Genomic DNA, 18,957 nt, shown 5'->3' with positions numbered 1-18,957 from the left:
CGTACGACTTGCGTTATCGGCATAACCCTACAGCGAGGGCCATGATGAGCGTCATAACCCGCAAACTCTAACAATCTGCGGATGGGCGCGGCGCTCGAGAGCTGAAATCGTTCTAGATCTTGATCTTTGGAGCCTTGGGCTTCTCGGCTTCCTCTTTCGATTTCAGCGCGGGCGGGAACCCGTTCATCCGCCGCCAAATCTCGTAACCCAGCGGAACCTGGTCGAGCAGCACCCAGCCGTTGGCCTGCACGCCCTGGCGCAGGTAAGGGTATTCGGGCCAAGGCTGGTCCTCTGGATCGGGCACCACGACCACGCGGAACTTACCCATGCCGTTGTCGGTGGGATCGACCAGCGCGACCTCCCCGCCAAAGGTGCCGACGGCCACCGAAGGCCAACCGGAGAACTGCACCGCCGGCCAGCCCTCGAACTGCAGCCGAACCTTTCGGCCCGGCGTGATGAGCGGCGCATCGTTCCCCGCCACCCAGATTTGCACGGCTGGCTGCTCGGTCTTCGGGACAATACGACAGAGCTGGTCGCCTGGCTTGACGATCGACGAAGAATCGAACACCGCCAGGTTCATGATGTAGCCGTCTCTGGGCGCGACGACCTCCTGTGTTCTTTGTACCGCAACCTTCCGCTGCTGGTCGAGCAGCTTCGACTGCTTTTGATTGATCTCCTCGGTGGTCTTGTTGATGTCGATATCCGCTTTCGCCACTTCGGCGCGCGCTTTCTCGAGTTGGGACAGCACCTTGTTGACTTTGGCACCCCACTCCTGGCGTATTGCTTCCCGCTCGTTCTTTTTGCCTTCGACTCCATTCGTGGCATTCTCGACTTCCTGCTCGGCGACGTTCACATAGGCATCGGCGTCGCGATACTTCTGCTCGGCTTCCTGTTGTTTGAGTTGTGACTCGATGCCTTCGTTGAACAGCGCGTTCTTTCGCTGGAAGTCGGCTTCGGCCTGGGCAAGCTTCGCCTTGGCGGCGATCAGCTTGTTTTGCTCCGCCGCTACTTTGTTCTCTGCCTGACTGACGAAGCGGTCGTACGCCTGGACCAATTGATCCTGCGCCGATCGCATCGCATCGAGTTCTTCTGTGGTGACGTCGACGATGCGAAGATTGTTGTTCTTCAGGTCGCGGGCGCGGTCCAGCCTTTCTTTCGCCACACGGAGTTCTGCTTCGGCATTGGCTAACTGCTGCTCTAGTCGTGGTAGATACTGGGAATCTTGATCCTCGATCCTAAACAGTAGTTGGCCTTTCTTGACGTAGGCATTTTCTTGCACCCCGGGGCCGCGTTCGGCAATACGTCCTTTCACGGGTGCTTGGACTGCTTGCGGGCGTTCCCATGGATCGAAGGCGATTACGTCTCCGCGACCTCGTATGGACTGTTGCCAAGGGGCAAACAGCATGGCCGCGATGATGGCGAACAACACCACCAGTAGAACCCTCCCCAGTCGGCGGACGAACCGAGCGGCGCGGGCGAGCCGCAGCGCCGGGAACATCTCCTCACTGTAGGCCATATCGCCCAGAACGTGAGAATTCGAGACATTTTTTGCGAGGTTGCTCATGGCAGAATCGTGTAGGAATTATGCGGCTTGGCGTTTGCGGAGCGTGAAGTGCCGGTCCAGACGATCGGCAATCGATCGCTTGGAGGTCAGCACGATCAAGGTCCAGCTGTGTTCCGATGACAACAAAGTGGCGAGCACCAAATCGACCAATTCGTCGGGCAGGCAGTCGAGCACACCATCGATCACCACCAGCTCCGGCTCGCCAGCGATCGCTCGGGCAATCATCAGCAGTCGCTGCTGGTTCGAGGAAAGCGGGGCACCAGTGGGTAGTAGCTTCTGGTCCATCCCGTCGGGTAGTTCCAGCACCGTGTCCAGCAGGCCAGTTTGTTCCAGGGTATTGCGTACATGGCTGCCGGTAATCGAGGGGCGTCCGAGACGGACGTTTTCCGTAACAGTGCCGTCGAAGATCTCGGTCTCGCCCACGACCGCTACGACCGACCTCAGAACATCGGTTCGCAGATCGCTTGGATCGTAGCCGCCGATTTCAAGGCGACCGGCCGCAGGCTGTTCCATACCGTACATCAAACGCGCTAGGGTCGACTTTCCGCTGCCGGCAGCTCCAATCACCGCGACGCGCTCGCCTGCACCGATCGCAGCCGAAAAGCCATGCCGCACCAGGCAGTCGCCGGAATTCGCTTTCAAGTCGGTTAGCTTTACCGGCAGACCTTCACGGGTCTTGAGGCTGCCAGTCAGGCCCGAAGGTTGCTCCACGTCCAGATCGAACAGGTATCCAAGCTTATCGACCGCAGCCACGAGGTCGTAGAAGCCTTCGAGGTGCTTTCCCAATTTCGCCAGCGAGGCCAAGATCACCGTGACGATCAGTTCGGCAGCGACGAGTTGGCCAAGCGACAACTGGCCTTGGATTACCAGCCAGCCGCCCACGCCTAGGAGCACTGTGCCAGCCACCGCTTGCAGACCTAGTGTGAACGCGATCTGCCGGAACAGAATTCGGAAATGCGATTGCCTCAATTTGAGGTACTTGGCGGACAGTTGGTTTGCTCTGTCGAAAGCGAATTCAGGACCACCATCTGCCTTGAACCCTCGCTGACAGCGTATGACTTCTTGAAACCACGCGGTGAGCTTGTACTTAAACTTCGACTCGTCGATCCCTGCTGCGATAGCTCCCCGGCCCAACACCACAAGGCCCACGCCGACAACCAGCACCAGCAGCAAGTCGAATCCAAGCAACCAAGGGTGATAGAAGGCCAGAACGGTCATTCCGATGAGCGTCGCCAGAAGGATACTCACTCCGTCGAGAAGCAAGTTAGCAACGACCTTCTGTAGCGTCGCAACGTCAAGAAAGCGGTTGACTAGTTCGGGGCCGTAGCTGCCAGCGAGCGAACTCGCCTGGACACGCGGTAGTCGGTACGCCAAGTCGGCCGCGACGCGCGCGAATAGCCGACGTTGGATGATTTCGGCAACGTACGTTTGGAATCCTCGCATCAAGGCTGCGAATGCCAAGCAGATGAACAACAATAGCGCAAGGACAACCAGAGGTTGCATTAGTTGCCCGAAAGCTACGGTGTTCACGAGGGCTTCCACAGCAATCGGCGTGGCAAGATTCAGCACGCCCGCAAACAGCGCAAACACCAGAATCATCCAGATATCAGACCACTCTGGTCGCACAATCCGGAGCAGTCGTTCAACTGGACGATCGTGCAGGTTTTGAACACTATCGACGTTCGTAAGTTCGGGGTGTTCGACTACCACCCAGTCTGACTTCGATCCGTCTGACTCGGTGGCTTGTTGTTGCGACACGAACAAACGTGTTGCGTCGAACGGACCCTCCGCGGCGAGCAAGCCGCGAGAGTTGCAGCCAACAATGACCTGTACACCATCGGGCGTACCGTAGCCTCCAGCTAGTATGGCGCCATCTTTGGCAAGCTCCTCCACTTCTTCCCAGGAAAGCTCGACTTGTCTCGCCCTGAGGTGCAGGCTTTCACAACTCTCCACGAGCCACTTCTTCCAGAGTTGTTCATCGTCGCCGGGCCATGCCTCCTGTACTTCGCCCAGCACCTGTTCGGCGCGCAGCAGTTCGACATCGACTCCGCACTCTCGGCAGAGGCGCACCACTACAGCGGCAAGCGTTGTTTTAGGTGGTGAGTCGGCTAGCTTGAGCATGAATCGTCTTCCGCAGATACGTACAGCCGGGCAACAGAGCTACTTTCGTGCGCGCTGCTTGATGGTCTTATCAACCACCAATCGCAACAGATCGCCAATGCTGCAATGCGCCTCGATGGGGTGACGAAGATGCTGATCCTCCAGCACCCGATAGTGATTCCGCCTGCCGATACGCTGCCGCTCCAAAAACCCTTCTTCCTCCAACTCGTGCACAATCCGCTGCACCGCCCGTTCGGTAATTCCAACCCGCTCAGCCACTTTCCTGAGCACCATGTCGGGCTCGGCGGTTAGTTGGATCAGAACGTGGGCGTGATTGGTCAGGAACGTCCACCGCTGCCCGGCGAGTTCGGTACCCGCTCCACTGCTTTTTACGGAGTTTTTCACGGAAGGCCTCGCGAATACGGCGGGATTGGCGGTAAGGCGACTCTCGTTACGCGAATTTTAATACACGAAATGTATGTCGTCAATATGATAGGAGAGCTTTAGCCGAACAGCAAGGGCAATTCCACGACAAATCGCAAAGATGGAAGAAAATGGCACCCAGTGGGTGCTGATTGCTGCGTCCCCGGCCAAAAGGAGCAGCACCCCGCGCACGTCTGAGAGTCACCATCCTTTGGGCCCGGATGAAATTGGGTATCTGGCCGTTCGTAGCGAACTCTTTCGCAGCCTCACGCACTCGAAACGCGGCTATAACGGCCTCCGCACAAGGGCTATACTTTGCCCCAGCTTGGAGCCCCGCGAGGGTACCAGGCCTTGAGCATGCTGCCCCCTCATCATCTGCTCTGGAGTAACGTGATGGACGAGCTGTTCACACGCACATTCGATACCGACGACTTCCCCGCACGGTGGTATTGCGGAGTGTGGTCCGATGCCCACGGTTGGACTCACATCGTGTCGGATGCTTTGATATTCCTCGCCTACTTCACTATCCCAGCGCTGCTCATTTACTTTACGAAGAAGCGCAAGGATACGCCGTTCCGACCCATCTTCTACTGGTTCGCTGCGTTCATCTTGACTTGCGGGCTGGTTCATTTGTCCGAAGCCATTATCTTCTGGTATCCATGGTATCGTTTCGCTGCACTGCTGAAGATCGCCACTGCCGTAGCGTCGTGGGGCACGTTGATCATCTTGATACCAGAGATTCCCAAGATGCTCGCGTGGCCGGGGTTAGCAGAAGTCAATGCAAAGCTCGAAGCCGAGATCGCGCGACGCGAACGAAGCGAGCAACAGCTTAGGCTGCAAGCCGAAGATCTGGCTCGCGCGAATCGCGACTTGGAAGAGTTCGCCTATATCGCCTCGCATGACCTGAAGGGCCCGCTGCGTAGCATCAGCCAATTGGCTTCTTGGCTGAACGAGGACGCGGCCGACAAACTGTCCGACGAGTCAGCAAGGCACCTCGGGCAGTTAATGGAACGAGCTGGCCGCATGCAGCAACTGCTCAATGACCTGCTGGCCTATTCGCGGGCCGGCAGGCCCGATGGGAGTGCCGAGTCGATCGACCTCACTGGCCTTGTCGACGATGTCGTTGCCTTGAGCGGGATGCCAGAGAGTTTTGAAGTGGAGAAGCGGTTGGCCGTAACCAGCATCGTGGGTCCGAAAACACCGCTGGAGATTGTCTTGCGCAACCTGATCGGGAATTCGATCAAGCATCACGACCTGGAGGCAGGACGTCTGGTGATCACTGCGGAACTTGCGAACGACGATGAGTCCAAAGTCGTGTTCGCCATCCAGGACGATGGGCCCGGCATTCCCGCGGAGTACTTCGATCGTGTGTTCGGTTTGTTCCAGACCCTGCAACCCAGAGATCAGGTCGAGGGGAGCGGCATGGGGCTCACTTTGGTGAAACGCCTTGTGGAAACGGCCGGTGGTAGGGTGTGGATCGAGCCAGCCCAGTCACGCGGCACCAAGGTCTGCTTCACCTGGCCGCTGGTGCGGGAGGCTGAGTACGCCGAAGAATCCGCTCGGTAGCCGCCATGGCCCGCTTGGCTCGGCTTGCAGGGCCCCTCTGCCAAATTGGCACCCGCCCCTATCCGTCGCGGTCCTCCACACTCTAAAATGGCCGCGAATCTTGCATTTTTCGGCCTTTTTCAGCGTTGGCACGCTGCTTGCATAAAGGTGGGGCCGACGCCTACGGTCTGCCAATCCATCCCGGTAGATTCCGGCGAGACGTAGCTCATTGGCTATTAACGGAGCGATTTGGAAGCTGTTTTGCTCCCCGAGCGCACTCCGAACAACACACCGAACAACTAACAACCGTCCACCGACAACTGACCAAACAAAGGAGTTTCGACAGTGGCAAAGCAAATGGTTTTTGACGACGAAGCCCGCCGGCCGCTGGCGGCTGGCGTCTCGAAGCTGGCCCGTGCAGTACGCAGCACGCTTGGCCCCCGCGGCCGCAACGCGGTGCTCGACAAGGGCTGGGGCTCGCCCAAAGTGACCAAGGACGGCGTGACCGTCGCCGAGGACATCGAACTGGACGACCCGTACGAGAACCTTGGCGCCCAACTGGTGAAGGAAGCCGCCAGCAAGACCAACGACGTCGCCGGCGACGGCACCACCACGGCCACCGTGCTGGCCGAGGGCATCTTCCGCGAGGGCCTGAAAATGATTGCCGCTGGCGCCGACGCCATGGCCCTGGGCCGTGGCATCGCCAAGGCCGTAGAGGCCGTGAGCGAGTCGGTCGTGAAGATGGCCGAGCCGCTGGACGTGAAAGACAAGAAGCGTCTGCAGCAGATCGCCACGATCGCTGGCAATAACGATCCTTCGATCGGTTCGGTGCTGGCCGACGCGTTCGCCAAGGTGGGCAAGAACGGCGTGATCACCGTCGACGAAGGCCGCGGCAACGAGACCACCGTCGAGGTGGTCGAAGGCATGCAGTTCGATCGCGGATACCTGTCTCCGCACTTCGTGACCAACGAAGATGAGATGGTGGCGGAGCTAGACAACTGCCAGATCCTGGTATTCGAAGAGAAGATCTCCAACGCCAAGAACATGGTGCCGCTGCTCGAAGCAGTAAGCAAAGCCAACAAGCCGCTCTTGATCATCGCCGAGGACGTCGAGGGCGAGGCCCTGGCCACCTTGGTGGTCAACAAGATGCGAGGCATCGTAAACGTGTGTGCCGTGAAGGCTCCCGGGTACGGCGACCGCCGCAAGGCCATGCTGGGCGACATCGCCACGCTGACCGGTGCAAACGCCATCTTCAAGGACCTGGGCATCAAGCTCGAAGCGGTGCAATTGACTGATCTGGGCAAGGCCAAGAAGGTCATCATCAATGGCGACAACACCACGATTGTGAGTGGCGGCGGTACGAAGGACGCCATCGAAGGCCGTGCCGATCAGATTCGTCGCGAGATCGAAACCACCGACAGCGATTACGATCGCGAGAAGCTGCAAGAACGTCTAGCCAAGCTGGCCGGCGGAGTGGCCGAGATCAAGTGTGGTGCCGCGACTGAGAGCGAAATGAAGGAGCGCAAGGCCCTGTTCGACGACGCCCGCGCTGCAACGCACGCCGCGCTGCAGGAAGGCATCGTGCCCGGCGGCGGCGTGGCCCTGCTGCGTGCCGAGAAGGCGCTCGACAAACTCAAGCTCGAAGGCGATGAGCAACACGGCGTCGAGATCGTGAAAGCCGTGCTCGAGTATCCGCTGCGTTACATCGCCGAGAACGCCGGCACCGACGGCGCCGTGGTGGTGAACCGCGTTCGCCGCATGAAAGGCAAGACCGAGGGGTACAACGCCGACAAGGACGAGTACACCGATCTGGTCGCGGCCGGCGTAATCGACCCAGCCCGCGTGGTGAAGACCGCTCTGCAAAACGCTGCGAGCGTCGCGGCACTGCTACTCACGACCGACTCGCTCGTGACCGAGATTCCCGTCGAAGAAGAAGAGACCGGCGGCCACGATCACCATGACCACGGCATGGGTGGCATGGGAGGAATGGGCGGCATGGGCGGCATGCCTGGCATGGGAGGCATGGGCGGCATGGGTGGCATGCCCGGAATGATGTAATCGAAAAGGTCGTTGGCTGTGGGCTTTAAGCTCTGAGATCACAAGGTCTGGCCAACGGCATACAGCTAATAGCCCATAGCCGGCCAAACGCTCGGCACCGACATTCAAAACCAATTCAAGTAAAAGGAAATCATCATGGCAAAAATCAATCTGCGTCCTTTGGACGATCGTGTGGTAGTGCATCCGCTGGAGGCCGAGGAGATGACCGCTGGCGGTATCGTGCTGCCGGATGCGGCACGCGAGAAGCCTCAGCGTGGCAAGGTGGTGGCTGTCGGCGGTGGCAAGCTGCTCGATAGCGGCAACCGCGGCGAACTGTCCGTGGCCGTTGGCGACGAAGTGATCTACGGCAAGTACGGCGGATCGGACGTCGAAGTGAACGGCGAAGAGTACAAGATTCTGCGGGAGAGCGACATCCTCGCCAAAGTGACCGGCTAACGCTGGTCGACGCTCGCAATCAATCTCACGAAATCAAAACCCGCAAAGGACTATTCCCGTGGCTAAACAACTCATGTTCGACGACGCCGCACGAGCCAAGATGCTCAAAGGTGTCGACAAACTGGCCGACGCCGTGGCCGTGACGATGGGCCCGACCGGCCGCAACGTGATTATCAACAAGTCGTTCGGCGGCCCGACCGTCACCAAGGACGGCGTCACCGTCAGTAAGGAAGTCGAGCTGGAAGACCCCTTCGAGAACATGGGCGCGAAGCTCGTTCACGAAGTGGCCGACAAGACTTCCTCGCTCGCCGGCGACGGCACCACTACCGCCACCGTGCTGGCGCGGGCCATCCTGAAGGAAGGTGCTCGCAACATCGTGGCCGGCAGCAACCCCACGGCCGTGCGTCGTGGTATCGAGCGTGCCGTGAATGCCGCTTGCGAGTTTCTCGACTCCAAGAGCAAGAAGGTCTCCAGCAAGGAAGAGATCGCCCAGGTTGGCGCCATCAGCGCCAACAACGATCGCGAGATCGGCGACTTGCTCTCCGAAGCGATGGAGAAGGTCGGCAAAGACGGCGTGATCACTGTCGAAGAAGGCAAGACCACCGAGACGACACTCGAGTTCGTCGAGGGCATGCAGTTCGACAAGGGTTACCTGTCGCCTTACTTCATCAACGAGCCGGCCACTATGTCGGCTTCGATCGAAGACGCCTACATCCTGATCCATGAGAAGAAGATCAGCAACTTGCGCGAGCTTTTGCCGATCCTCGAGCAGGTCAGCCAGAAGGGCAAGCCGCTGGTGATCATCGCCGAAGACGTCGAGGGCGAAGCCCTGGCCGCGTTGGTTGTGAACAAGCTGCGTGGCATCCTGAATGTGGCCGCCGTGAAGGCTCCTGGCTTCGGCGATCGCCGCAAGGCCATGCTGGGCGACATCGCCACGCTGACCGGCGGCACCATGATTTCCGAGGACCTGGGTCAGAAGCTCGAGAGCATCACGCTGGAGCAGTTGGGCCGCGCCAAGAAGATCACCATCACCAAGGACTCGACGACCTTGGTGCAGGGCGCTGGTTCGAACGCCGACGTGCAGAAGCGGATCGATCAGATTCGCAAGAGCATCGAGGCCAGCACCAGCGATTACGATCGCGAAAAGCTGCAAGAGCGGCTTGCCAAGCTGACCGGCGGCGTAGCCATCGTGTCGGTTGGCGCCAACAGCGAAGCCGACATGAAGCAGAAGAAGGCCCGCGTCGAAGACGCCCTGCACGCCACGCGTGCTGCAGTGGAAGAAGGCATCCTGCCCGGCGGTGGCGTGGCCTTGATTCGCTGCCGCGAGGCGGTGGAAGCGGCTCGCAGCGGTGCGAAGGGCGACGAGAAGATCGGCGTCGACATCGTGCTCGGCGTGCTGGATGCCCCGCTGAAGCAGATCGCCGACAACGGCGGCCTGCCTGGCAGTGTGGTGGCCGACGAGGTATCGCAGAAGTCGTTCAACCAGGGCTACGACGCCAACGCTGGCGAGTACGTCGACATGTTGAAGGCTGGTGTGATCGACCCCACCAAGGTGGTGAAGACTGCCCTGTCGAACGCCGCCAGCATTGCCGGCCTAATCCTCACAACCGAGGCTTTGGTCACGAACTTCGACTCAAAGGACGACGATAAGAAAGCCGTTGTCGGATCGATTCGTTAGTTCGAGTGAGTCGTTCGCAAATTACCGCCGGGCCACTCGTGAATACGCGCGAGTGGCCCGGTGTTTTGAGAGAGGCTGATAAGCCAGCATGACCTCCCAAACTTGCTATTACGAAGTCCTGGGCATCGAGCGCACCGCGTCCGAGGGCGAGATCGCTACGGCTTATCGCAAGCTGGCGATTCAGTACCATCCGGACAAGAACCCAGGCGACGAAGAGGCCATTGCTCGCTTCAAGGAGTGCAGCGAAGCCTTTGAGGTGCTGCACGACAAGGACAAACGCGCGCGATACGACCAGTACGGCCACGCCGGCGTGAACGGCGGGCCGGGCGGCGGATCCCACTTTCACGACGTGGGCGACATCTTCAGCGCGTTCGGCGATATCTTCGGCGACATCTTCGGTGGCGGAGGTGGATCGAGAGTTCGCAAGGGCCGCGACGTCCGCTGCGATGCAACACTCACGCTGCATGAAGCGGCCGATGGTTGCACCAAAGAGGTCGAGTTCCAACGCCACGAGCCGTGCGGCGATTGCAAAGGCTCCGGCGCGGCGGCGGGCAGTGCCCGCGAGGTTTGCTCCTACTGCGGCGGCCACGGCCGCGTGATTCAGTCGGCGGGCATCGTTCGCGTGCAAACCACTTGCCCTGCGTGCGGCGGCGAAGGCTCGAAGGTGAAAGACCCGTGCCGCAGTTGTCGCGGCAAAGGACAGCGGCTGCGCAAGGTCGTGACCGAAGTGAAAATCCCCGCCGGCGTCGACGACGGGATGCGTGTTCGCATTCCTGGCGAAGGCGAGCCGAGCGCGAGCGGCGGACCACCGGGCGATTGCTACTGTTTCATCTCGGTGCTCAGCCACCCGCTGTTCGAGCGGCAGGGGCAGCACTTGGTATGTCGTGTGCCGATCACCTACGCCCAGGCGGCGCTGGGCTGCACGCTGGAAGTGCCCACGCTCGGCGGCCGTGGCGAAGTGACCGTGCCGGCCGGCACGCAGAGCGGCGACGTCTTCCGCCTCGGCGGCCGCGGCATGCCTGACCCGCGTACGCACGGGCTGGGCGACCTGCTGGTGCAAGTGACCATCGAAGTGCCGACCAAGCTGTCGAACGAAGAGGAAGAGTTGCTTCGTCAGTTGGCGGAGTTAGAACATAAGAATGTCGCGCCGAAGCGAAAATCGTTCTTCAAGCACCTGGCCGATTACTTCACGGCCAGCGACGACAATTCAGATGAGGACTGAGAAATGGCCAAAGAAGAAGACCTGATCGACGATGCGATTGAAGAAGCGATCGAAGAAACCGAAGAGCCGACGGTGGTGCACCTCGAAGAGGAACTTGCCGCCAAGGCGGACCAGAATCTGCGGTTGCAAGCGGAGATTCAGAACCTTCGTGGCCGCCAGGCTCGCGAGCTGGCCGATGCCCGGCAGTACGCCAGCATCGATCTGATGCGCGACATCCTACCGGCCGTGGACAACATCGATCGGGCGATCGAAGCCGCCGGCGACGCGCCGGACGCGGCCAGCCTGGTGGAAGGTTTCAAGCTGGTGCGGCAACAACTTGTCACCACGCTTGCCCAGTATGGCTGCAATGAAATCGCCGCCGAAGGCGAAGTGTTCGACCCCGACCTGCACCATGCGATCCTGCAGCAACCATCGGTCGACGTACCCGCGGGCGTGGTGATGATGGTCACCCAAACCGGCTACCAACTGCATGACCGCGTCGTGCGAGCTGCGCAAGTGATCGTCTCTGCCGGACCCGAAGGCGCCGGAAACATCGCCGACGCCCGCGGACCGGGTGACCCGACTGCATAGTTCGTTTAACTAGCAACGTACCATTACCAACTAAGCGATCCTTGGTGAGATAACCCAAACGATGCCGACATACGACTATCAGTGCGATTCGTGTGATTACGAGTTCGAGTTGTTTCAGCAGATCTCCGAGCCGGTGAAGCGTAAGTGCCCCGAGTGCGGCAAGCTGAAGCTCCGCCGGCTGTTTGGCACCGGCGCGGCTGTGATGTTCAAGGGCTCGGGCTTCTACGAGACCGATTATCGCAGCGACTCGTACAAGAAGGCCGCCGAGAAAGACAAAAAGTCGCAGTCGGGCGAAGGAAAGAAGGAAAAGAAATCGGACGCCAAGTCGTCCGGCAGCACCAACTCCACCAAGTCGAAGTCGAAGAAGAAGGGCTGACCCATGGTCTGTCCCACCTGCAAGAAAGTGTTCGCCCGCGACAGCTCCGACGCACTGCCGTTCTGCTCGGAACGCTGCCGGACGATCGACCTGGGCCGCTGGCTGGACGAGGAACACGGATTGCCCTCGGTGCCGGACCCCGAAGACGACGAGGTGCCCGAGAAACTCTAAGCGGGCACTCCAGGTGGGCGTAGCGTGATCTGGCTCCGAGAATCTGGCGATTCGGCGGCCATATAAGCTGCATGCCCGATCGGCACGCACTGCTAGCACTCGTATCGGCGTAGGCGGTTCGCGACGGAAGGGCTAAAAGGACGTTCTTGTTCTCCACTAAATGGTCAGAAGGGACTCTGCCATGAAGCCCTCGCACCAGTTGTGCATTGCGTCCATTGTAGCCTCGCTGTGCGCGGGATGCTCGCCGCTGTTCTTTTCACTGCCCAGCCATGTGGTGCAGCTCGAACGTGGGCCCTTGCCACAGTGGTTGGTGGGTGAGTGGATTCCGAGCGATGAGCTGACCGAAGGCGAAGAACAACAGCCAAGTTGGAACATCTCGAAAGACACTCACGGACAGTTGCTGCTACACACCGGCAACGAAGTCTTCCGGCTGGACGCGGCTCCGGTCAAGGGTCAGCCGGATATGTGCCTGCTCGAAATGTCGCTGATCGAAGCCGAAGGACAGCAACAAAGTGGCGCCATACACACGCTCTGCATGGCTACGTTTCAGGATGGCTTGCTCACCGTGGAACCTTTGGGCGATGAAATGGTGGAGGGGTGGAAAGAAGGACCGGGGATAGCCGTGTTCTCGCAAGACCCTAATTGAATCCGGACGCATCGTGGCAAACGGTTTCGTGTAAATCGCCGCAGGATTGCCCATGGAATGGCCACTGAGGGGCAAGTGCTAGCACGCCGTATCGGCGTAGGCGTATCAGTGCTGGCGGGCTATACTTTGCGGTGCCTTTTCTACCGCATGGATGCTAGAAGCGAAGAGTACGCGAAGGACCCGCATGTCTCTCAATACGCCTGATGCTGTCAAACGTTCCACGGCCGCATGGTCGTGGCTGCTACTGCTCAAAACTCCCGCCATCGCTTTGCGCGGACGCGTTGTTGCGTTGGCCGCCGCAGGGGTCGTGTTGGTTTGGGCTTGCGATCAAATGCTGGGAACCACCACCTCACAGCCATCGGCGGAAGCCACTGGTTTGGCTGGCTTTGCAGCCTCCACACTCCATACGTTACAGTTCACCCTCCTGAGCCTCGCCGATCCCTTCATCGGTCTGACGCAAGGTGAACCGATCCTGGTCAATTTGCTCCGCTGTGCGGTGCGATTGGTGGTGTGGGCGCTGTTGGGTGGGGCCATCGTGCGCATCACGGCGCTGGCGTTGACGCGTGACGAAAGTCCCGATGTCGATGCGGCCGTACTGTTCGCCTGGCGGCAACGTTCGGGGTTCCTGGGAGGACCGCTGCTACTGTTGGCGGGGCTGGCGTTCATGCTGCTGCCGCTGGTGGTAGTTCGTTTGGCAATGGAAATCTCTTGGCTGTCGGCCGTCGTGGCGGTCATTTGGCCTGTGGTGATCGTCGTCGCGGTGCTGGTCGCGCTGTACGCCATCGCGGCTGCGATTGGTTGGCCACTGTTGTGGGCCGCTACGGCCGTTGACGGGAGCGACTCGTTCGACGCGGTGAGCCGGATGTTCGCCTATGCTTATCAGAAACCGCTGCGGCTGTTGGGCTACGCGGCGCTCGTGTTGGCCATGGCGGTGGGCTGTAGCGGCGCGGCTTCCGCGTTCGCCATCGTAGCAGCGGCGGCTTGCGACTTCGCCACGGGAACGCCCGACAACCAGTGGGCTCAGAGCGTCATCGCCGGGTGGAATTCGATCGCGCTGGGACTGATCGGCGTCTACCTCACCGCCCTGATCTGGACTTCGGCGACCGGCATCTACCTGCTACGCCGGCAGGATGTCGACGGAGTGCACACCGACGAGGTGTTCATCGACCCCAACGAATACGACGGCGGCATTCCCCAACTGCGCGAGGGGCCGACTGGCGTGCCGGAGTTTGACGATCAGTCCGACGCGGCTTAAGGGCTGCTGCGGCCATCGTTCGGTTAGTTCGCGCGAAGGAACTCGCCCAACACCGCGACCATATCGCGGTGGAACTGCCCGCGGGTGAGCACTTGGGCGCAGCCTGCTTCAGCGGCTGCTTGCAGCGTGGCCTCGTGCACGTGCGGGCCGAAGGCGACGATGGGTGCCTCGCCGGCGGCTTGGCGAATGGCAGCTACTGTGCCTGGGATGTCGCTCGTGGCGTTCAGGTCCAGCACCACCAGTTGCGGAGCTTCGGGCAGTTGGAGCCCAGTGAGCTGCGAGGTCGAGGCGGTGCGGCACGACGCGCCCAACTGTCGGGCGGCGTGTTCGATCGGCGCGGTGGCCATCAAGTCGTTCGTTACGGCGAGCAACATTTGCCTAGACCGCTCCCGGGCCTTCCTGGCCGTCGCTGATTTGAATCGATCGCTCCAGCGGTACCACGAACACCTTGCCGTCGCCGATGTGTCCCTCGACGCTGCTGCGGGCGTGCTCTTCCAGGCAGGCGATGGTGCGGTCGACGAAGTCGTCGTTCACGGCCACTTCGAGTTGCACCTTGCGCAACAGGTTCGTCTCGTACTCGTGCCCGCGATACGTTTCGATATGCCCGCGTTGCCGCGCGTAACCCATCGCATCGAGCACGGTCATGCGCGTAACGCCGACGTTGGCCAACGCCTTTTCGACCGATGCCAGCTTGGTGGGCTGTATGACCGCCCAAATGAGTTTCATCCGTTCATCCTCCGCCAGGTGCCTACCGCAGGTGCGGTTCCAACACTGTGGATGATAACGAATTGTCGCGGGCTATCGTAGTCCGCTTGGGCCGCATGCCCGGCACCCTTACGGGCGGGCGGTGAAGCGGGCGTCCATGACCTTCTCGATGCGGGCCGACGTCTCCTCCAGGTGGGCCTGGGTGTAGCGGTCGAGCGAGTCGCCCGAGGCTTCCAGGTACCCGTCGATTTCCTTCTTTAGGCGGCCCAGCTCGCTGTAAGCCATCGACTGGCAATCCTCGGGGGCCGAGGTGCCCAGCGCCAGTTGGCTCAAGCGGTCGAGGTAGGTTCGCTGAATGTTGCGACGGATGCTCGAAATGGCCGGCTTGCGGACCGTGTACTCCGCATCGCCTTCCGCGTCGAGCTCCGCGAACATCGCGTCGGTCAGCGTGGTCATGAGCTCAGCGACGGTTAGCATGTCGACGTCGGGAGACTCTTTCAACTCCGAATCGTGGATCCGCGTCAGCGTGAGCGTCGAGAGCAGTTGCGAGAGCACCCGCTCCTGCCACATCAAGATCGCTTCGTGAGCCGGGTAGTCGTAACGGTAAGTATCATCGACGCCCCAGTGGCTCCAGTGCGAGGCCGCCAACTTGCTGTACAGCTCGGGCGGGAAGTTGAACGGCTTGGTCGAAAACATTTCGTCGCACAACAGCTCGAGAGCTTCGCGCTGCTTGTCGGCGGGCACCACCTCGAATGGCTCGGCGGCGTTTTCGTCGCCCTTGTGGCTGCGGCTCACATGAATGCCGCCCACGTATCGCGAGGCCATGAACATCGCCTTACCATGCGTGGACAACATCACGCCAAAGCCCTGCCGGGCTCGTTCGTAGCCGTCGCCTTCTTCGACCAGTGCGTCGACAATCGTGGGCAGCGTTTCGGACACCAACTTCGCTTCGCGCTTGGCGTAGTCGACCAGGTCGTTGGAGAAATCGAAGCGGTTGCTATGTGGATCGGGGTCGATGCCGCGAGTGTCCTCGTCGGTGGCGTAGGCCAACTCTGGCTCGCCACTACGTGCGGCGATCTTGCCAAGTTCCTTCAGCTCGTCTTCCGGCTTGGAGCTTTTGATCGGTGTGTAGCCGTACTCGATGGCCCAGAAGTCGTAAGGGCCGATGGTCGTGGAGTAGTAATCGCCCTGCTTCATGTCGCTGGGAACGATGTTCACGGGAGCGTAATCCATCACCGAGGAGGTGAGGCCGGTCTTGCTGGTCTTTTCGACGTCGTTCATCTCGTCCATCGAGTACAGCGTGCTGGCCTTGAAGTTATGCCGCAGGCCGAGCGTGTGGCCTACTTCGTGCATGGTCACCTCCTTGAGGCCTTGCATGATCATCTTATCCATGTCGGCCGTGCTACGCTTGCGAGTGGCCGTGATCGTGGCGCCCATGGCCAACTGCCGCGACATGCCGTGCAGCAGGTTGCAGGCGCAGCCCGCGTGATGCCCGTCGTGCAGGTGCCGTGGCCGCATGGCCTGCTGGAGCTTGTACGACTGGATGTCGAGCGGCCCGCCGGTCATGGCGGCAATGCTCTCAGGCGTGAAGGTCTCGTACTCCTGCTTCCAGAATTGCAGGAAGTCGGCGTCGAAGATGATGTCGGCGTCGAGAATCTGTCCCGAGGTCGGGTTCACGCGAGACGGTCCCATCGCGAAGCCGGCGCTCGAGGTGATCCAGCGGAAAGTGTTGTAGCGAACGTCGCCTGGCTCCCAGGTCGCGTCGTCGGGCTGCTGGCGGACTTCCACCGCGTTGTAGTAGCCAGCCTTCTCAAACGCCTTGTTCCACTCCTCGATGCCGTCGCGGATTGGCTTGCGGTACTTGAACGGAATGGTCTTCTCCAGCCAGAACACGATCGGCTCCTTGGGAGGCGACTTGTCGGCCTTGGGGTCCGACTTCTCCAGGTGCCAGCGATTGATGTACCGCACAAAGCGGTCTTCGTTCTCGGCTTTGGAGAAGTCCTTCACCACGGTCAGGAAGTAACCAATGCGGTCGTCGGCCAAACGAGGCTTGTAGCTGGTCTTCGGCAAACGGCTGATCGAGTAATGTACGTTGATCGTCACGCCGCGGGTGTCGGGCACCGACTCGATGTCGGACGAACCGTTCGAGGCGTACGTAGCGGCCACTTGGACTTCGACGTTCTTGGGATAGGCCTCGATGCCGGCCCAGTTGCTCTTGGACGGCGAGAACGCAAAGCCCGACAGCACTTGGCTGATCTGTGGCAGGTCGCTCATCAGCACGGGGGTCATGTCGAGCACCACGGTGCCGCCAGGGCCGGTGGTGGCGATGGGCAGACTGAACAGCACGCTGTCGGTGTAGGCCAGCTTCACCGCACGCTCGGCGGGGCTGCCACCCTGGGCAGTGAAGCGAACGTTACGACGCACCACTTGCACGCGGTCGCCCACGCGGCGGAATTGCCATACCCAGTCGTCGCCGAAGCCCCAGCTAAAGCCACCCAGCAGCGGCCGCTGTCCGATGCCCTTGGCGATGGTAATCAGGACGAAGAAGTCCTGATCGAAGTCGCCCGGCTTCAACTCGACAAACAGCTTCTCCTCGCCTTGGTGCAGCTTCAACAGGCCACTCTTCGAGGTGGTGTCCTTGAGTACCTTGTCGTAAGGCGGGAACTTCGGCTTAGCGGCCTCGCTCTTGGATGCCGCCGAGCTGGAATTCCCTTTGCTGCCCGCTTCGCTTTCGGCGGCGACCTCGCTGGTGGAGGCCTCCGTCTTGGGCTCGCTGGCCTCTGGCTCCTGCTTCTCATCATCCGCGCCAGCAGAGGTCCAACAACAAATTGTCGATAGCGACAAAGCGAGCAAGAACGCCGAATAACGCAGGTGAGACACGACTATGGCCTTCGGTAAATTGGTTAGGGGTGCGCCCTGCAAGGTGGGACTTTACCGGGTGGGTAAAATGGAGAGGCGCGGAAGAACCCCCAGAATATACCCCACAGCTGGGCCTTTGTCGAAGGATTCCGCTCAGATCGCTATATTTGCCACTTCAGCCACTTGGCGAATCGCTCGCATCCGAAATAACCGTCACCGCGAAGATACCGAACGTGGAATCTGCCCAAGCCTTGAACATCGCCCGAAGTGGTTGGCCCCACTTGGTTCTGCCAGCATCCACGGCCGTACGGATTGTGGATGGGCGACTCAGTGATTGGCCGTTGTGGCGGATCGAAGCCAATGGACACCGCTACGCGCTACGCGGCTGGCCGACGTCGGAACTTCACCGCGCCCGAGCCGCTCTGCGGTTCACAGCTCAAGCAGCCAGTGGCGGCCGCGTGCAGTTGCCGGTGGCGATCGAGACCCACTGCGGCGCGGCCCTGCATCCTCAGGGCGACTGGCATTGGGAACTCGCTCCTTGGCTTCCAGGCGAGGCCGACTTCGCACAGCGCCCCACGCTCGCGCGGCTCGAGGCGATGTGCCGACAACTGGCTGTGTTGCACGAGGAAACGGCCGACCTAACGACGCCCGACGAGCCGCTAGCTGTCCAGCGGCACCTTCAGGCACTCACCGCATTGCAGAGCGGCATCGACGCTGGCCGGTTTGCAGGGCTCGACCCGAGCGCGTTGCCGGTACCCTCGCCTGCTGGCATGACGTGGTCGGTGGCGGTTGGTCAGGCAGCCGAGGTGGCGACTCGGCAACTCGCAGCGCTGCAAGCAGTGCGGCTCAACGGGCAGTGGACGTGGGGCGACGCGTGGCACAACAACTTCCTGCTGGTGGCCGATGAAGTGACCGGGCTGGTGGATTTCGCCACAGTGCGGGTGGACACTCCCATGGCCGACCTGGCTCGCCTATTGGGCAGCACGACCGCCGAGAACGCCGAGTGGTGGCCCGCCGGCGTCGCTGCCTACGCAGACGTCCAAACGCTCTCAGAAGCGGATTTGCAGGCCACAGGGGCCCTCAGCGCAAGCGGTACGGTGCTGTCGCTCGCCAACTGGCTCGAGTGGCTGGGCGTCGAGCGACGTAGTTTCGCCTCGCCACAGGCGGTGTGCGACCGAATGTCGCACTTCGCGTTGCGGCTAACCCACTTGCTGCGCGGGCGCAAAAGCCCGTAAACCCCCCGGCAGACGATGTTTTCCTGACCGGTTCGGCTGGGTAGAATTGACAAGCTCACCCCGCCTCCCCTTCCCTCCCCCCTTCGTCCTCGAGCAGGATTCTTATGAGCATCAG

Annotated in this window: 17 protein-coding genes; 11 read left to right on the top strand and 6 right to left on the bottom strand. The window is 60.8% G+C overall.

The features are described 5' to 3' along the window. Window positions 1-112 precede the first annotated feature (112 nt). Genes ACQK2L_RS30505 through ACQK2L_RS30495 form a run of 3 tightly spaced genes read right to left on the bottom strand, consistent with a single transcriptional unit; the run spans window position 113 to window position 4,069 of the window. Window positions 113-1,564 carry an HlyD family secretion protein gene (locus ACQK2L_RS30505; protein ID WP_425400835.1) on the bottom strand — a complete coding sequence of 484 codons (1,452 nt, stop codon included), beginning with the start codon at window positions 1,562-1,564 and terminating at the stop codon, window positions 113-115. 18 nt (window positions 1,565-1,582) lie between these two features. Beyond that, window positions 1,583-3,685, bottom strand: a complete 2,103-nt coding sequence (locus ACQK2L_RS30500; RefSeq protein WP_425400834.1) for a peptidase domain-containing ABC transporter — start codon at window positions 3,683-3,685, stop codon at window positions 1,583-1,585. 39 nt (window positions 3,686-3,724) lie between these two features. Then, window positions 3,725-4,069, bottom strand: a complete 345-nt coding sequence (locus ACQK2L_RS30495; RefSeq protein WP_425400833.1) for a helix-turn-helix transcriptional regulator — start codon at window positions 4,067-4,069, stop codon at window positions 3,725-3,727. A 375-nt stretch (window positions 4,070-4,444) separates the two neighbouring features. On the opposite strand from ACQK2L_RS30495, the gene ACQK2L_RS30490 reads away from it, so the two are divergent. The 10 genes from ACQK2L_RS30490 to ACQK2L_RS30445 all read left to right on the top strand — a co-directional run bounded on the left by ACQK2L_RS30490 (window position 4,445) and on the right by ACQK2L_RS30445 (window position 14,043). Next, window positions 4,445-5,653 carry a sensor histidine kinase gene (locus ACQK2L_RS30490; protein WP_425401138.1) on the top strand — a complete coding sequence of 403 codons (1,209 nt, stop codon included), beginning with the start codon at window positions 4,445-4,447 and terminating at the stop codon, window positions 5,651-5,653. A gap of 336 nt (window positions 5,654-5,989) precedes the next feature. Beyond that, window positions 5,990-7,690, top strand: coding sequence for a chaperonin GroEL (gene groL, locus ACQK2L_RS30485; protein WP_425401137.1), 1,701 nt, complete (start codon window positions 5,990-5,992; stop codon window positions 7,688-7,690). 135 nt (window positions 7,691-7,825) lie between these two features. After that, complete coding sequence (gene groES, locus ACQK2L_RS30480) at window positions 7,826-8,125, top strand: co-chaperone GroES (protein ID WP_425400832.1); 300 nt, start codon at window positions 7,826-7,828, stop codon at window positions 8,123-8,125. A gap of 58 nt (window positions 8,126-8,183) precedes the next feature. Next, window positions 8,184-9,803 carry a chaperonin GroEL gene (groL, locus tag ACQK2L_RS30475; RefSeq protein ID WP_425400831.1) on the top strand — a complete coding sequence of 540 codons (1,620 nt, stop codon included), beginning with the start codon at window positions 8,184-8,186 and terminating at the stop codon, window positions 9,801-9,803. Between the two features lie 88 nt (window positions 9,804-9,891). Continuing rightward, entirely contained in the window at window positions 9,892-11,025 is a 1,134-nt protein-coding gene (gene dnaJ / locus ACQK2L_RS30470) for a molecular chaperone DnaJ (protein ID WP_425400830.1), read from the top strand. Between the two features lie 3 nt (window positions 11,026-11,028). Next, window positions 11,029-11,595, top strand: coding sequence for a nucleotide exchange factor GrpE (gene grpE, locus ACQK2L_RS30465; protein WP_425400829.1), 567 nt, complete (start codon window positions 11,029-11,031; stop codon window positions 11,593-11,595). A gap of 61 nt (window positions 11,596-11,656) precedes the next feature. Next, window positions 11,657-11,971, top strand: a complete 315-nt coding sequence (locus ACQK2L_RS30460; protein WP_425400828.1) for an FmdB family zinc ribbon protein — start codon at window positions 11,657-11,659, stop codon at window positions 11,969-11,971. 3 nt (window positions 11,972-11,974) lie between these two features. Further along, window positions 11,975-12,142 (top strand): DNA gyrase inhibitor YacG, encoded by a 168-nt coding sequence (locus ACQK2L_RS30455; protein ID WP_425400827.1) that lies wholly within the window; start codon window positions 11,975-11,977, stop codon window positions 12,140-12,142. A gap of 181 nt (window positions 12,143-12,323) precedes the next feature. After that, window positions 12,324-12,788 carry a hypothetical protein gene (locus ACQK2L_RS30450; RefSeq protein WP_425400826.1) on the top strand — a complete coding sequence of 155 codons (465 nt, stop codon included), beginning with the start codon at window positions 12,324-12,326 and terminating at the stop codon, window positions 12,786-12,788. A 184-nt stretch (window positions 12,789-12,972) separates the two neighbouring features. Then, complete coding sequence (locus ACQK2L_RS30445) at window positions 12,973-14,043, top strand: hypothetical protein (protein ID WP_425400825.1); 1,071 nt, start codon at window positions 12,973-12,975, stop codon at window positions 14,041-14,043. A gap of 23 nt (window positions 14,044-14,066) precedes the next feature. Here the strand turns inward: ACQK2L_RS30445 and ACQK2L_RS30440 are convergent, their stop codons facing one another. The 3 genes from ACQK2L_RS30440 to ACQK2L_RS30430 all read right to left on the bottom strand — a co-directional run bounded on the left by ACQK2L_RS30440 (window position 14,067) and on the right by ACQK2L_RS30430 (window position 17,628). Continuing rightward, complete coding sequence (locus ACQK2L_RS30440) at window positions 14,067-14,417, bottom strand: hypothetical protein (RefSeq protein WP_425400824.1); 351 nt, start codon at window positions 14,415-14,417, stop codon at window positions 14,067-14,069. 4 nt (window positions 14,418-14,421) lie between these two features. Then, window positions 14,422-14,769 (bottom strand): P-II family nitrogen regulator, encoded by a 348-nt coding sequence (locus ACQK2L_RS30435; RefSeq protein ID WP_425400823.1) that lies wholly within the window; start codon window positions 14,767-14,769, stop codon window positions 14,422-14,424. Window positions 14,770-14,877: 108 nt separating this feature from the next. After that, a complete protein-coding gene (locus ACQK2L_RS30430) occupies window positions 14,878-17,628 on the bottom strand; it encodes a zinc-dependent metalloprotease (RefSeq protein WP_425400822.1) in 2,751 nt (916 codons plus the stop codon). A 212-nt stretch (window positions 17,629-17,840) separates the two neighbouring features. Between ACQK2L_RS30430 and ACQK2L_RS30425 the strand changes: the two genes are divergently transcribed. After that, window positions 17,841-18,842: a phosphotransferase enzyme family protein gene (locus ACQK2L_RS30425; protein WP_425400821.1), complete on the top strand. Its 1,002-nt coding sequence runs from the start codon at window positions 17,841-17,843 to the stop codon at window positions 18,840-18,842. The last annotated feature ends 115 nt before the right edge of the window (window positions 18,843-18,957 follow it).

The sequence above is a fragment of the Aeoliella sp. genome (genome assembly GCF_965227375.1).
Lineage (GTDB): Bacteria > Planctomycetota > Planctomycetia > Pirellulales > Lacipirellulaceae > Aeoliella.
Note: the sequence above shows the minus strand (reverse complement) of the source record. Positions and strands in the feature narration are given on the sequence as shown.

Coding starts and splice junctions, on each gene's coding strand:
- ACQK2L_RS30505 (WP_425400835.1), bottom strand. CDS start 1,564: ATGAGCAACCTCGCAAAAAATGTCTCGAATTCTCACGTTCTGGGCGAT.
- ACQK2L_RS30500 (WP_425400834.1), bottom strand. CDS start 3,685: ATGCTCAAGCTAGCCGACTCACCACCTAAAACAACGCTTGCCGCTGTA.
- ACQK2L_RS30490 (WP_425401138.1), top strand. CDS start 4,445: ATGCTGCCCCCTCATCATCTGCTCTGGAGTAACGTGATGGACGAGCTG.
- groL (WP_425401137.1), top strand. CDS start 5,990: ATGGTTTTTGACGACGAAGCCCGCCGGCCGCTGGCGGCTGGCGTCTCG.
- groES (WP_425400832.1), top strand. CDS start 7,826: ATGGCAAAAATCAATCTGCGTCCTTTGGACGATCGTGTGGTAGTGCAT.
- dnaJ (WP_425400830.1), top strand. CDS start 9,892: ATGACCTCCCAAACTTGCTATTACGAAGTCCTGGGCATCGAGCGCACC.
- grpE (WP_425400829.1), top strand. CDS start 11,029: ATGGCCAAAGAAGAAGACCTGATCGACGATGCGATTGAAGAAGCGATC.
- ACQK2L_RS30460 (WP_425400828.1), top strand. CDS start 11,657: ATGCCGACATACGACTATCAGTGCGATTCGTGTGATTACGAGTTCGAG.
- ACQK2L_RS30455 (WP_425400827.1), top strand. CDS start 11,975: ATGGTCTGTCCCACCTGCAAGAAAGTGTTCGCCCGCGACAGCTCCGAC.
- ACQK2L_RS30450 (WP_425400826.1), top strand. CDS start 12,324: ATGAAGCCCTCGCACCAGTTGTGCATTGCGTCCATTGTAGCCTCGCTG.
- ACQK2L_RS30445 (WP_425400825.1), top strand. CDS start 12,973: ATGTCTCTCAATACGCCTGATGCTGTCAAACGTTCCACGGCCGCATGG.
- ACQK2L_RS30440 (WP_425400824.1), bottom strand. CDS start 14,417: ATGTTGCTCGCCGTAACGAACGACTTGATGGCCACCGCGCCGATCGAA.
- ACQK2L_RS30435 (WP_425400823.1), bottom strand. CDS start 14,769: ATGAAACTCATTTGGGCGGTCATACAGCCCACCAAGCTGGCATCGGTC.